The organism is Streptococcus cuniculi, assembly GCF_004570575.1.
GTDB classification, from domain to species: Bacteria; Bacillota; Bacilli; order Lactobacillales; family Streptococcaceae; genus Streptococcus; species Streptococcus cuniculi_A.
Genome location: NZ_SPPD01000018.1, coordinates 1 through 12,985 on the forward strand (window position 1 = coordinate 1; position 12,985 = coordinate 12,985).

Below are 12,985 nucleotides of genomic sequence, written 5' to 3' on the forward strand. Positions count from 1 at the left end.
AATGTCAAGCGTGTATTGACTGGAAAAGACCCTGTGACAGGGGATAAAGCCAATAGATTGTTAGCACTTGGAGGGCTTGCCCTTGATTTGGCAACCTATGCATTTCCAATTGCCAAATTAGGGAAAGTTGGCAAAGTAGCAACAGCCGCTAAAACGATTGACACAGTAGACGATGTTAGTGATGCGACTAGGGCTTATAGCGCCTCTAAGGGGCTGAAAACTGCGGATGCCATTGACGATGTGGGGGATGCAGGGCGATTGATAGATAAAATTGCTTCACAATCTGTTACTGCGGACGATATCATTTATAGTGATAAGTTTAAAAAAGGAGATTATGTAAATCAAGTATCTAGGCGTGGTTGGGATAATCAAATGATAGCTGATACGATTAATAACCCAGTCAAAACGACAAAAGGATATAATAGTTATACAAACAGTAGCGTGACAAATTATTACATTGATGATATTCATTATGTAGCGGTAGACGATAGCAATGGGAAAGTTATTCAAATTGCTGATTTAGGAGACAGTGGGTGGAGAGGACCTGAATAGACAAATGATAAAGAGACCTAAAGGAAAAATCAATGAGCTTATTTATTTGCATACGATTTATTGTGACTCTAAGTATCGCAGATATCCAGCATTAATCGGTTTATTTAATATACTTGAAGAGATTATTCAAGCAGGAGAAACAACAACTTATCTTTCTATTACTCCTTTTTATGCAAATGCGAAGTCAAATTCTCAAGAGGAATTTGACATAGCGCATTTGTATATAGAATGCCGTGATATTGTAACAGTAGAAGAACAGCAGAATTTTGCAAAAGCACAGATGTTTTGGCTTGAGCCAGATTCTGATTATAAATTATTAGAGCAATACGTCACTTTGGAAGATATGCAGAAAAGTCATTTCTTGCTAGAAAGTTCAGATGTTATAGGTTTTCGGAAAAGTATTCAAACTTACATGTCCTTTTTGATGGATAGAGGCATTCCACAAATGATGAAATGGCTATATGAGATACGTGAGTTGGATCCTGAAGACCTTCCATATGGTTATTTTCGCTTTGAAATCTCTTCTAGTTAGAGAATAAAATTTCCTATATGGCCATGGTAGAAACTCCTACCTGAACAACCAGACAGGTCATGACTACCAGTATCTGACCAACCAGTCAGGTTCTGTCACAGGCTTGACCAAAAGTGGTGAGGCAGTAGCGTCAACCAGCTACAATCTCTACGGTGCAACCAAGACCACGACAGATGAGACAGGTAATCCCTTTGCCTACAACGGTGAAGCAAGAGATGTCACAGGATTAGACTACTTACGGGCAAGGTATTATGATAGCAGAGCGGGCACCTTCCTGACAGAGGACAGCTATCAGGGAGAGCTCACTAATCCCCTCAGCCAGAATCGCTATGCCTATGTCCAGAATAACCCTGTCAACTACACCGACCCAAGTGGGCATAGCCTTGTCCTCACCACCATGGATGGAGGAAGAAAACCCGCTTCGAGTGCGTCTGCTTTCATAGCTGGCATAAAGAGGTTTGCCTCTATGATTGTGGCACCGATTAAGACAACTGCTCAGTTTGTTTCCGTTACTGTCCGAGCGGCTGTAGCCACTGTCCAGCATACGATGATGAAAGTTCAACCAAACCATTATACAGATGCGCAGAAAGCGAAGATTAGAAGTGACTATGCATCAGCTGTCGGAGCAAAAGCCGCTTTCCATATTCGTGAAGCAGGCAATCTCGCACTAAACTGGACGAAAGCCTTGGCAGACACGATGCGACATGTGTGTGATCCGAAGAGTACAAAAGGTAAAGATGATGGCAAGACGAAGAGACTGACTGATAGCGAGCTTCAAGACCTAGTCAACAAGGCGAATGCAGGAGATATGTCTGCGGTACATGCTCTAGCTAGGAACTTTAATATCAGTGATGGGGTTGGAACCTCTAAACGGACGAAAGCTCAGATAGCCGCTGATAATCAACAGGTTTGGGATACCACAGTTAAAGCTACTAAGATACTTGGTGGTGAAGTAACAGGTTGGTATAATATCAATCGTGTATGGACTGGAAAAGACCCTGTGACAGGGGATAAAGCCAATAGATGGGTAGCAGCTGGAGGATTAGCCCTTGATTTGGCAACCTATGCATTTCCAATTGCCAAATTCGGGAAAGTTGGCAAAGTTGGTAAAATAGGAAAAGTTGCAACAGCAGCTAAAACGATTGACACAGTAGACGATGTTAGTGATGCGACGAGGGCTTATAGCGCTTCTAAGGGTCTGAAAACCGCGGATGCCATTGATGATGTGGGGGATAGTGTAAAAGGATTAAGAGGCACTAAATCACTAGATGAATTACCTCAGAATGTGCAAGATGCCTATAAAGGGTATGATGGAGTTGGCTGGAAAGGAAATTATAAGGGGCAGACTCCTAAGACAGCAGCTGGAAGGAAATTTGACAATGAAGATTTATATCTTCCAGAATTAGACTCGTCAGGAAACAGAATTACCTATAAAGAGTATGATGTAAATAGCTATATTCCAGGCTCCACGGGACGTGACAGTCAGAGGCTGGTTAGGGGTAGTGACGGCAATGTTTATTATACTTGGAATCATTATGATAATTTTATAAAGGTAGAGTAATATGAATATTTTTAAAACAATTAGCATGGTTGAAAAAAAGGAAATTATTTTTAATATTCCGGAAAAAGCTTGTATACTTACCCTAAATGGCAAGTTGTTACAAGACAAAGATAGTGCTATAAACTATATATGTCAATCTTTCCAGATTGAGAGAAAAGTAACGAATTGGGCAGGTTTAAGAGATGTTTTAAGTGATTCTTATTGGATAAAAAATGATATTACTTATGTATTTTTTACTAATCAGCAATGTATTTTTAGTAGTAACTCAGATTTTAGACAGATCCTATTGTCTATCCTCAAAGATACAGTAAAATGGTGGGATAGAGATGTAGAAAAATATGTTGTTGAAGGTAAGAAAAAGTCATTTAATGTTTATTTGGTTGATTGATTATTAAAAGAAATTCCGTAGTGCTGTAGGCGCTGGAGCTAGTCAGCGAGGACTTTGAAAACGCTTGAAAGCTTTCCTCGTTTTCCGCCCTCATTCTCCTAGCTCCCCGCCCACCTATGGAGTTCCCCTCCATAGGTGTTTGTCACATCACCACGGCATTTTCTAGTTTGTCATCGTAAAGCCTGACAAGGAACGAGATAAAGGGTCAACTCTTAAGCCTATTAGCTATGGGGTTCGTTTAGGTGGTGTTGCCAGTTGGAATGGTACTTCTAGTACAAGTAACCAACCTCAATCTAACGCTTCTGTTGGGCCGAAATCGATGACCGAGGAAGAACTAGACGCATCTAGGAAAGCAACGCTACAACTTCTTAAGACGCTTGGTGGTGAACTCAGTGGTTGGTATAATGCCAAGCGTGTATGGACTGGAAAAGACCCTGTGACAGGGGATAAAGCCAATAGATTGTTAGCACTTGGAGGGCTTGCCCTTGATGTGGCAACCTATGCATTTCCAATTACCAAATTAGGGAAAGTTGGCAAAGTAGCGACAGTCACTAAAAAGATTGACACAGTAGACGATGTTAGTGATGCGACTAGGGCTTATAGCGCTTCTAAAGGTCTGAAAACCGCGGATGCCATTGATGATGTGGGGGATGCAGGGCGATTGATAGATAAAATTGCTTCACAATCTGTTACTGCGGACGATATTATTTATAGTGATAAGTTTAAAAAAGGAGGGTACGCGAATCAAGTTTCTAAGCGTGGTTGGAACAATCAAATGATAGCTGATACGATTAATAACCCAGTCAAAACGACAAAGGGATATAATAGTTATACTAATAGTAGCGTAACAAATTATTACATTGATGATATTCACTATGTAGCGGTAGATGATAGCAATGGGAAAGTTATTCAAATTTCAAAATTATCTGATTTAGACTGGAAGGGTCCTCAATAAAATATGATTAAGAAACCAATAGGAACTATCAATGAATTGATATATTTTCATACAACTTACTATAATTCAATGTATACAAGAAATCTTACTCTAACAAGTTTGTTTCATTTACTTGAGGAAATAATAAAAACAAATACAACAACTAAGTATATTTATGTCACTCCATTTTATATTAACGAAAAATTAGATTTTCAAGAGGAGTTTGACATGGCGCATTTGTATATAGAATGTCGTGATATTGTGACAGTAGAAGAACAGAAGAATTTTGCAAAAGCACAGATGTTTTGGCTTGAGCCAGATTCTGATTATAAATTATTAGAGCAATACATCACTTTTGAAGATATGCAGGCCAGCCATTTCTTGGTAGAGAAATCAGATGTTGTACTTTTTCAACGAGGTATTCAATCTTACATGTCTTTCTTAATGAATAGAGGGATTCCTCAGATGATGAAATGGTTACATCAATTCTATAAGCTAGATATAGAATCAATGCCATATGGTTATTTTTGCTTTGAGGTACTATCAGAATAAGCAGAGAAGAGGAAGGAAATGTTTATTTAGTTGATTGACTATTAAAGAAATTCCGTGGTGCTGTAGGCGCTTGAGCTAGTCAGCGAGAACTTTGAAAACGCTTGAAAGCTTTCCTCGTTTTCCGTCCTCTTTCTCCTAGCTCCCCGCCACCTATGGAGTTCCCCTCCATAGGTGTTTGTCACATCACCACGGCATTTTCTAGTTTGTCATCGTAAAGCCTGACAAGGCACGAGATAAAGGGTCAACTCCTAAACCTATTAGCTTTGGAGGTGGAGGAGTTGCCAGCTGGGATAGTACAGCTGGGCCAAGTTCCCGTTATCACTCAACTACTTCTGGTCAATCTACAAGAAAGAAAGGTAATGCCAGCCGTGTCAGTGACAGTAATTATGGAGTTCGTTTAGGTGGTGTTGCCAGTTGGAGTGGAACTTCTAGTACAAGTAACCAACCTCAGTCTAACGCTTCTGTTGGGCCGAAATTGATGACCGATGAAGAACTAGACGCATCTAGGAAAGCAACGCTACAACTTTTTAAGACGCTCGGTGGTGAACTCAGTGGTTGGTATAATGTCAAGCGTGTATTGACTGGAAAAGACCCTGTGACAGGGGATAAAGCCAATAGATTGTTAGCAGCTGGAGGATTAGCCCTTGATTTGGCTGGATATTTACTTCCAATTACCAAATTAGGGAAAGTTGGCAAAGTTGGCAAAGTAGCGACAGCCGCTAAAACGATTGACACAGTAGACGACGTTAGTGATGCGACGAGGGCTTATAGCGCTTCTAAGGCTCTGAAAGCTGCGGATGCCGTGGATGATGTTATTAATTTTGATATCGTAAAAAATAGTGCCTCTGCTATTAGGAATGCTGGTGGAGAAACTGTTGCAGGACATGCTTTACAGAAACATGCTGGAAGAAATCCACATATTTGGGGAAGAGTAAGCGGAAACTCTGCGAGTATTAATGCACAGGCTATGAAGCAAATTGATGATATTATTGAAGCACCAGGATCTTTTACTAAGATTACCAATAATAGAGGAATTCAATTTTATCAAAAACAGTTACCAGATAAGCGTGGAATTCGCTTAAACTTAGATGGTACTTTTAAGGGATTTATTGATCAATAATAGGGGGACAGCAATGGAAAGATTTGAAATTAGTGTGAAAGGTGTTGTAGCTAAAGATATAGAGAATATTTTAACATTAATGGATTTTAATGCTAAAAATATTATTTCCTGTCACTTTTTTATAGAAAATCGAGATATTTATCACTATGAAAGTATAGACTTTGGTCACTATTTTACTCAACCGGCTACATGCTATTTCCACTTGAAAAATATCTCAATTGGTCCACTCATAGAAGATGTGCTACTAATTATTTCAGGTAGTCTCTCCGCAGTGGAAATCACCTGTGATTTTCCCTATAGCTTGGAACAGTATCGGATAAGTAGTCAAAAAATATTGGAAAAATTACAAGCCTTTAAATCACAGGCGAATTCGGTAGTCTTTGGTTTTGAGCCATTAGACGCTGAGGATATTCTATTAGAGTTATGAAAGGTCAAGGAACGAACAGTCACCAATACACTAATCATTTATCTGGTTGGCTTGGAGATATTACCCTAGGAAATATAAGCCTCAATAATCCAGATTATAAAGCTGACCTAGATGCGGTGAATATTGTAGCATTGATGAAGCAAAATAATAGTGATTATGCGACCGCGAGTACCCAGTATTATGATGGTATTGCAGCAGGAAGATATAATCGAGCTGATCTATTTGTCAAAAACAATGGCGGTTTATCGAATATTAAGCAGACGATTTATGGTACAGTTGGGATTAAAGCTAATAGTGACGGAGATGCGCTTATCCAGTTACGCACGAAGAATCCAGTAGCCTATAACTTTATTGGGCATCTGGTACGACATAAGTCAGACTATAGTGAATAGAAAGGTGACTAGATGAAAAAGAAAACGATGAGAAGGCTGCTTTATATAGTTGCCATTCCGCTTCTGCTTATTCTCTCGTATAAAGTATATATGCACGTAGAGTACGATAAGCAATATAAATCATTAGATAATGTCTTTAAAGAAATGAATTATGCGGAGGTCTATCCGGATGGACTTGTAAAGCTGCCTAGTTTAGGAAAAGTCTTAGGAAGTTATCAAGGCTTGCGCATAGAGGATACTTGGGCAGGATTCAGAATTTCAAATCCCTTATTGGAAAGTCAAGAATACACAAAACTAAATGTCTATAGAGAGGGAATTATGTTATTGGAATATAGACGACAACTATCTGATAACAGTTACCTTTTTATTAGTTGGTATTATACTGAGAATAGTATCCAAGAGATAGTTAGCATCGCTTTTTCTGATATATCAGATACTTATGTTAAACAAGTCATGAAACATGAAGAAATCGTATTTCAAGAAAAAGGGGTCACTAATAAAGAAGATGTTTATAGGAGACGTGCCACTATTTATACTGGGCAGCCAAGTCTAAATAGTAAGTCAGAGATTTTATCTTACCTTAAACCTTATGGAATTAGTGAGGAGTGGCTAAAGAAAAAGTCGGATTTTGTATTGAATGACGTCTTGTTAAAACCTTGGTTTGAAAAAGGCAGCCAACGATATTCTTTTGACAACCTAGGAAATGTTAAGATAGAACGGTTGGATACATTCAAATAGTATTCCGTGGTGCTGTAAGCGCTTGAGCTAGTCAGCGAGGACTTTGAAAACGCTAAAGATTATTACTCGTTTTCCGTCCTCTTTCTCCTAGCTCCCCACCCACCTATGGAGCTACTCTCCATAGGTGTTTTTCACATCACCACGGTATGCTCTAAATACGATACGCTTGGTCAGGTTTAGACCATGATGGTTCCAGACAAGGACGGTAAGGGAACTCTCCAACCTGACCTACACTTATGATCATGACCTGAAAGCTCGGGAGACCTACTCTTATGGACATGGTAGAAACTCGTATCTGAACAATCAGACAAATGAAACCTATTTTTAAACGAAGATTGAGGTCGATGAAAAGATTACGGATGAGGTCTTCCATCCCCGAAGCGACTCGAAAACGATTGATGGTTCGGTAGCTGACCACCAACTGACCTGTTAGATACTGCATGGCGATATTTTCAATCATTATTTTTTCGGTTTTTCATCAAGATAAAATTCCTTGTGTGTAGGCAAATAGCAGAGCAGCTAAAAGCATTTTAGGGTGATAAGACGGGCGACCAAAGTCATGATAGAAGGCGTGGAAGTGACTATCCTCCAAGGTATTCACGACTTTTTCGATAGTAAAGACAATGGTTTTGTGGCAAAATACAAGCAAGTTCTAGTGGTAAAGTCGTTTAATTGATTGCGGACTATTTTGTCCCAGACTCTTTCACGAGCCTAGAAATAGGAAAGCGAGTACAGGTCCAGTGGACTGTTTTGGTGAAAACTTTTCAATCATTCTTGAAAATCTTTATGAAATATGAGAGAATAGGAAAAATCATGTTGTATGGGGTGGAAGATGAGAGACGACATCAAAATCAATGATCGTGCCTTGGCGCTTGAAGACCAGTTAATTGAGACCTTGGAAAGCATTTTTGATCCAGAAATTGAACTCGATATTTACAATCTAGGTTTGATTTATGAAATCAATCTGGACGAACATGGCTTTTGCAAGGTGGTCATGACCTTTACGGATGCAGGTTGTTCTTGTTCGGAGACCTTGCCAGAGGAGCTGATTGATGCCCTAAAGAAAATTGACGGCATTGAAAATGCAGGGATTGAAGTGGTCTGGTCCCCTGTTTGGAAGATGACACGCATCAGCCGCATTGGGCGCATCACCCTAGGTATCAGTCCAAAATAGGCAGAAAGAGTCTAGGACAAAAGATTTTGATTTTTGAGATTCTTTATCATCAAATCTTCAAATTGATAATTTAGATACAAAAAGCGAACAAAATAGAATTCTGAGGGGGAGAAAACTAGTTTTGTTCGCTTTTTTATATTTAGGCTTGGACTTTTGTCCCAACCTCGTGTATGTTTCTAGAAAACCCAGTCAATTGACTGGGTTGTTCTTTATTTCCTTAGTTTTTCCCTGTTTCTTCTGGTTTCCAGAAGTCTGTCACGGCTCCTTTAGACGCAGAAGATACGATATGGGCGTATTTTCCAAGCACTCCTCGTGAATAGAGTGGTGGGAGTGTGGTTTCCGCCTTGCGGCGCTCGATTTCTTCATCGGATACTGCCATGGTAATTTCCTTGGTGTCTTGGTCAACGGTTACCATGTCACCTGTGCGGAGATAGGCGATAGGACCTCCGACCTGCGCTTCAGGAGCAACGTGTCCGACAACGAGACCGTAGGTACCACCTGAGAAACGACCGTCCGTGATGAGGGCCACCTTGTCCCCTTGGCCTTTACCGACAATCATAGAGGAGAGCGAGAGCATTTCTGGCATACCAGGGCCACCTTTTGGACCAACGAAACGGACAACGACTACATCACCGTCTACGATTTCATCAGACAATACGGCTTCGATTGCTTCTTCCTCAGAATCAAATACCTTAGCAGGACCAACATGGCGACGCACTTTCACTCCTGAAACTTTGGCAACGGCTCCGTCAGGGGCTAAGTTTCCTTTCAAGATGATGAGCGGTCCATCAGCGCGTTTTGGATTGTCAAGAGGCATGATGACTTTCTGACCAGGTGTCAAATCGTCAAAGACTTCCAAGTTTTCAGCAACGGTCTTCCCTGTACAAGTGATACGATCGCCGTGTAGGAAACCGTGTTTGAGCAAGTATTTCATGACTGCTGGGACACCGCCGACTTCATAGAGGTCTTGAAAAACGTATTTTCCAGACGGTTTCAAGTCAGCCAAGTGTGGCACTCGTTCTTGGAAATCATTGAAATCTTCCAAGGTCAACTCAACGTTTGCAGCGTGAGCAATGGCAAGTAGGTGGAGGGTCGCATTGGTAGAACCTCCTAACGCCATTGTGACAGTAATAGCATCTTCAAAGGCTTCGCGGGTCATAATGTCAGAGGGTTTCAATCCCATTTTCAGCATGTTGACAACTGCGCGACCAGCTTCTTCAATGTCGGCTTTCTTTTCTGGTGATTCAGCAGGGTGTGAAGAAGAACCCGGCAAGCTCATGCCCATTACTTCAATGGCGGTCGCCATGGTATTGGCTGTATACATTCCCCCACAGCCGCCGGGACCTGGACAGGCATTGCATTCCAAGGCTTTGACCTCTTCAGCAGTCATATCGCCGTGGTTCCATTTCCCGATTCCCTCAAAGACGGAGACGAGATCAATGTCTTTTCCATTGAGATTTCCCGGAGCGATGGTTCCACCATAAGCAAAAATCGCTGGAATATCCATGTTGGCAATGGCAATCATGGAGCCTGGCATGTTTTTGTCACAGCCTCCAATCGCGACAAAAGCGTCAACGTTGTGACCGCCCATAGCTGCTTCGATAGAGTCTGCAATAATGTCACGAGAGGTCAATGAGAAGCGCATTCCGGGTGTTCCCATAGCAATTCCGTCCGCAACAGTAATGGTTCCGTATTGAACAGGCCAAGCACCTGCCTCTTGAATTCCTGTCTTAGCTAGTTTTCCAAAGTCGTGCAAGTGCATATTACAAGGTGTATTTTCAGCCCATGTTGAAATGACACCGACAATCGGATTTTCAAAACTCTCATCAGTCATCCCTGTAGCCCGTAACATAGCACGATTGGGGGATTTGACCATTGAATCATAGACAGCGCTACGATGTTTAAGCTGGTTAAGAGTATCTTTTTCTGGCATAGCAAGTCTCTCCTTTGTCTCTTCTTTCTTCCATTATAGCATATATTTGTGTGAGAAAAAGCCGTTTGATTAAAAAATTAGTAATTTCTGAAAATTCTATCAATTGAATGCTGTAAAAATCCCCTCAATCTCTTATGGACAGCGAGGGAGAATGGATGATGGTGGCTCAGACTGGAGCTTTTGTCTTTGAAAGAAACAGGCTCAGGATGGTCAGGAGCAACAAGCAACCACCGATGTACCAGTAGGGCAAATCCAGAGTGGTTGACCGACCAGATAGATTGATGATTCCTCTGAGGAGAAAGCCCGCTGTCAATACTGCTACTCCAGAATTCCACAGGTTAAAGCTGAGTCTTGAAAGTTGCGGGAAAAGATAGAATGCTAGTAGCAGTAAGCTACCGCCGATTAGGGGGACAGCAAAGAGGTAGTGCATGAAAAAGGACACTTCGCCGTAACTGAGGCTCTCATAGATTCGACTAAAGAGAAAGAGGAAAAGGATCAAACTGAGATAGGTTAGGCTTATTTTTTTGATGCGTTTTACAGATGAATTAGTAACCGATGTAGACAATGTCGCTCACCGCCCTTTCTGAAATCGTTCCACGAGTTGTGGGTTTGTTGATGACTTGCCCGTTGAAATAGAGGGTAGACGAGCCACCACCGTCTAAATTATAGGCAGTATTGGCACCGTAGGATTGTAGGACTTGCGCCAATTGGTAGAGAGTGAGTCCTTGGCTCTCAGAGGTTCGTCCGTCAGAAACTACGATGATATAGTGATTTTCATCGATGATTCCAATCGCGCTGCGAGGATTGGAAGCCATAGCTTGACCGACTTCGGTATCTTGGCCGACTGTAATCTGACCATTTTCAATCAAGCTAGGACCGAAGGTAAGGAGGTTGACAACTCCCTCATCGATCAATGCTTGAGCGCTGATGTCATGTTCGTAAATGATCTTAAAGGAACCGTCCGCATAGATGGCTAAATCGCCATTTTCGGCATCGTCACGCACCGTATCTCGATAGAGGACACCATTTTTGATGACATAGCCCGTAGAATTAGCACCGTAGTAATCGCCGTTAACAGCAAGGATAGCATTGTTGGCGCTAGCAGTAGTAGAGGTTTTAGCGGTGATATTGGTGCCAAAGGTGTTCTGAGCGAGGGCTGTTTTGAGGTAGTGAGGCGAGCTCACTTGAATATCTGCGACATAGACAGTTGTGTCATTGCTTCGAATAGTTTCAACCTCAACCTTGATATTGTCGTCTGTATAGCTGGTTTCAGTAGTTGTAGCCTGAGCAGCAGCCCTTACTTCAGTCTGAGGCATGCTTTGGCTGGTTGCTTGAACAGTTGCAATTGCTTCAGATAAGACGAAGGTCTTGAGCATGGAATAGGAAAATCCGCTTGTCAGCAGGATACTAAAGAGCCCAGCGTAGACAAATGGTTTTTTAAAAAAGTTCATGGGTGATGGGTTTCCTTTCACGAAAGATAAGATGGTGTTGAATGAACCAAGAGATGAAAAAGAGGAGAACGCCAACGACCAACTTGACCAGATAAAGATGGATACCAAGCAGTTGGTAAAAGAGATAGAGCAAGGTTGTATCTGCTAGAAAAAGCCCTAAGGCAAGTGTGAAATAGCCTGCTCCAGTTTTTCTCACGCTGCCGGTATGTTGAAAGACGAAGCGTCTGTTGAGGGAGAAATTGCAGGTGGTGCTGGCTAAGCGTGCCAATGTGTTGGCTAGTAATAGCTGTAGACCAGTCTGGAGAAAAGTCAGCAGCCCTAGTGCCAAAATATAGACGAGATAGTCCACCAGGAATCCGCCAAACGATGTCAACGCAAAGGCAAAGAGATTGCGGTAAATCAAGAGACTGTCTCGAACAGGACGAAAATGCGAGCTGGCGTTGTCGTCTAGATAAATGGTCTGAATGGGAATTTCAGTAATCGGAACATGTTGGCTCAATTCGCTCAGCATGTTCATTTCATACTCATAGCGATTGCCCGAAATAGAAAGTAGGCGAGGCAACAGCGAATGATGAAAGGCCCGCAGTCCTGTCTGAGTATCACCCACTTTTACTCCTGTCTGCAAGTGGAATAAAAAGCGGGTCAATCGATTGCCGAATCGGCTCCGAAAGGGAGTATCCTTGCTAAACTGGCGGCTTCCCAAAATCAGATGTCCTGGTAGATTCATGCTTGCATGGGCAACGCGGTCAATGTCTGTAAGAGCGTGTTGACCATCGGCATCAGCTGTTACAATCGTTGTGGCTTCTCCTAGCGATAAAATATAGTCAAATCCTGTTCTTAGCGCCTGTCCTTTTCCTTGGTTGTGGGAATGGTGGAGGACTGTAGCGTAGTTTGTTGCAGCTTCGATGATGGATTGCGCCGTTCCTGTGCTACCGTCATCAACCACCACAACTTGACAAGTTAGTCGCTCTTTGATTTCCTTGAGGAGAGTGAGAAGTCTACCGTCAGGTTGGTAAGCTGGAATCAAAATCGTATACATAGAATGTCTCCTTCGTTTTGATTGAACTACTATATCGAGTAAATCTAAAAGGAAACTAAAAAAGGTAAAATGTATAAAGCTACTTTAGGAAAGTTTAAGAAAACGGGTAAAGTTGGGAATTTTCTGAAAATTCTATTGACTTTATGATACATTGTGATATGATAGTAGATAAGTACATTTATCTAGTATTTC

The 12,985-nt window shown here is 41.6% G+C and carries 15 protein-coding genes and 1 pseudogene; 11 read left to right on the top strand and 5 right to left on the bottom strand.

Features of this window, described 5'->3' with window-relative positions; all coding sequences use genetic code 11:
* From E4T82_RS09875 to E4T82_RS09920, 10 genes are all read left to right on the top strand, one after another.
* A partial coding sequence (locus E4T82_RS09875) for a colicin E5-related ribonuclease (protein WP_209304581.1) occupies positions 1-552 on the top strand: 552 nt, incomplete at its 5' end.
* Positions 530-1,084 carry a hypothetical protein gene (locus tag E4T82_RS09880; protein ID WP_135182659.1) on the top strand — a complete coding sequence of 185 codons (555 nt, stop codon included), beginning with the start codon at positions 530-532 and terminating at the stop codon, positions 1,082-1,084. The genes E4T82_RS09875 and E4T82_RS09880, both read left to right, overlap by 23 nt.
* A 103-nt stretch (positions 1,085-1,187) precedes the next feature.
* Positions 1,188-2,645 carry an RHS repeat-associated core domain-containing protein gene (locus E4T82_RS09885; protein ID WP_135182660.1) on the top strand — a complete coding sequence of 486 codons (1,458 nt, stop codon included), beginning with the start codon at positions 1,188-1,190 and terminating at the stop codon, positions 2,643-2,645.
* A 1-nt stretch (position 2,646) separates the two neighbouring features.
* Positions 2,647-3,033, top strand: a complete 387-nt coding sequence (locus tag E4T82_RS09890) for a barstar family protein (RefSeq protein ID WP_135182661.1) — start codon at positions 2,647-2,649, stop codon at positions 3,031-3,033.
* A gap of 319 nt (positions 3,034-3,352) precedes the next feature.
* On the top strand, positions 3,353-3,988 hold the full coding sequence (locus E4T82_RS09895) for a colicin E5-related ribonuclease (RefSeq protein ID WP_135182662.1): 636 nt from the start codon (positions 3,353-3,355) through the stop codon (positions 3,986-3,988).
* Between the two features lie 3 nt (positions 3,989-3,991).
* Positions 3,992-4,519, top strand: a complete 528-nt coding sequence (locus E4T82_RS09900; protein ID WP_135182663.1) for a hypothetical protein — start codon at positions 3,992-3,994, stop codon at positions 4,517-4,519.
* Between the two features lie 478 nt (positions 4,520-4,997).
* Positions 4,998-5,639 carry a pre-toxin TG domain-containing protein gene (locus E4T82_RS09905; protein ID WP_135182664.1) on the top strand — a complete coding sequence of 214 codons (642 nt, stop codon included), beginning with the start codon at positions 4,998-5,000 and terminating at the stop codon, positions 5,637-5,639.
* A gap of 13 nt (positions 5,640-5,652) precedes the next feature.
* Entirely contained in the window at positions 5,653-6,066 is a 414-nt protein-coding gene (locus tag E4T82_RS09910; RefSeq protein WP_135182665.1) for a hypothetical protein, read from the top strand.
* On the top strand, positions 6,063-6,458 hold the full coding sequence (locus tag E4T82_RS09915; RefSeq protein ID WP_135182666.1) for a hypothetical protein: 396 nt from the start codon (positions 6,063-6,065) through the stop codon (positions 6,456-6,458). The genes E4T82_RS09910 and E4T82_RS09915 overlap by 4 nt, the downstream gene beginning before the upstream one ends.
* Before the next feature lie 12 nt (positions 6,459-6,470).
* On the top strand, positions 6,471-7,196 hold the full coding sequence (locus tag E4T82_RS09920) for a TipC family immunity protein (RefSeq protein ID WP_135182667.1): 726 nt from the start codon (positions 6,471-6,473) through the stop codon (positions 7,194-7,196).
* A 319-nt stretch (positions 7,197-7,515) separates the two neighbouring features.
* On the opposite strand, the pseudogene E4T82_RS13220 reads toward E4T82_RS09920, so the two are convergent.
* Positions 7,516-7,837 (bottom strand): annotated as a pseudogene (locus E4T82_RS13220) (transposase); the annotation flags it as partial.
* A 191-nt stretch (positions 7,838-8,028) separates the two neighbouring features.
* Between E4T82_RS13220 and E4T82_RS09930 the strand changes: the two are divergent.
* Positions 8,029-8,370 carry a metal-sulfur cluster assembly factor gene (locus E4T82_RS09930; protein WP_135182668.1) on the top strand — a complete coding sequence of 114 codons (342 nt, stop codon included), beginning with the start codon at positions 8,029-8,031 and terminating at the stop codon, positions 8,368-8,370.
* A gap of 217 nt (positions 8,371-8,587) precedes the next feature.
* Here E4T82_RS09930 and ilvD read toward each other — a convergent pair whose 3' ends face one another.
* The 4 genes from ilvD to E4T82_RS09950 all read right to left on the bottom strand — a co-directional run bounded on the left by ilvD (position 8,588) and on the right by E4T82_RS09950 (position 12,793).
* Entirely contained in the window at positions 8,588-10,303 is a 1,716-nt protein-coding gene (gene ilvD, locus E4T82_RS09935) for a dihydroxy-acid dehydratase (protein ID WP_135182669.1), read from the bottom strand.
* 166 nt (positions 10,304-10,469) lie between these two features.
* Complete coding sequence (locus E4T82_RS09940; RefSeq protein WP_135182670.1) at positions 10,470-10,868, bottom strand: hypothetical protein; 399 nt, start codon at positions 10,866-10,868, stop codon at positions 10,470-10,472.
* Positions 10,849-11,754 carry a phosphodiester glycosidase family protein gene (locus E4T82_RS09945; protein WP_135182671.1) on the bottom strand — a complete coding sequence of 302 codons (906 nt, stop codon included), beginning with the start codon at positions 11,752-11,754 and terminating at the stop codon, positions 10,849-10,851. The genes E4T82_RS09940 and E4T82_RS09945 overlap by 20 nt, the downstream gene beginning before the upstream one ends.
* Positions 11,741-12,793, bottom strand: a complete 1,053-nt coding sequence (locus E4T82_RS09950; RefSeq protein WP_135182672.1) for a bifunctional glycosyltransferase family 2/GtrA family protein — start codon at positions 12,791-12,793, stop codon at positions 11,741-11,743. Before E4T82_RS09950 ends, E4T82_RS09945 begins: the two co-directional genes overlap by 14 nt.
* Positions 12,794-12,985: the final 192 nt, after the last annotated feature.

Excerpts from the sequence above, each read along its gene's own strand:
- E4T82_RS09890 (WP_135182661.1), top strand. The coding sequence starts at position 2,647 with ATGAATATTTTTAAAACAATTAGCATGGTTGAAAAAAAGGAAATTATT.
- E4T82_RS09895 (WP_135182662.1), top strand. The coding sequence starts at position 3,353 with ATGACCGAGGAAGAACTAGACGCATCTAGGAAAGCAACGCTACAACTT.
- E4T82_RS09900 (WP_135182663.1), top strand. The coding sequence starts at position 3,992 with ATGATTAAGAAACCAATAGGAACTATCAATGAATTGATATATTTTCAT.
- E4T82_RS09905 (WP_135182664.1), top strand. The coding sequence starts at position 4,998 with ATGACCGATGAAGAACTAGACGCATCTAGGAAAGCAACGCTACAACTT.
- E4T82_RS09910 (WP_135182665.1), top strand. The coding sequence starts at position 5,653 with ATGGAAAGATTTGAAATTAGTGTGAAAGGTGTTGTAGCTAAAGATATA.
- E4T82_RS09915 (WP_135182666.1), top strand. The coding sequence starts at position 6,063 with ATGAAAGGTCAAGGAACGAACAGTCACCAATACACTAATCATTTATCT.
- E4T82_RS09920 (WP_135182667.1), top strand. The coding sequence starts at position 6,471 with ATGAAAAAGAAAACGATGAGAAGGCTGCTTTATATAGTTGCCATTCCG.
- E4T82_RS09930 (WP_135182668.1), top strand. The coding sequence starts at position 8,029 with ATGAGAGACGACATCAAAATCAATGATCGTGCCTTGGCGCTTGAAGAC.
- ilvD (WP_135182669.1), bottom strand. The coding sequence starts at position 10,303 with ATGCCAGAAAAAGATACTCTTAACCAGCTTAAACATCGTAGCGCTGTC.
- E4T82_RS09945 (WP_135182671.1), bottom strand. The coding sequence starts at position 11,754 with ATGAACTTTTTTAAAAAACCATTTGTCTACGCTGGGCTCTTTAGTATC.
- E4T82_RS09950 (WP_135182672.1), bottom strand. The coding sequence starts at position 12,793 with ATGTATACGATTTTGATTCCAGCTTACCAACCTGACGGTAGACTTCTC.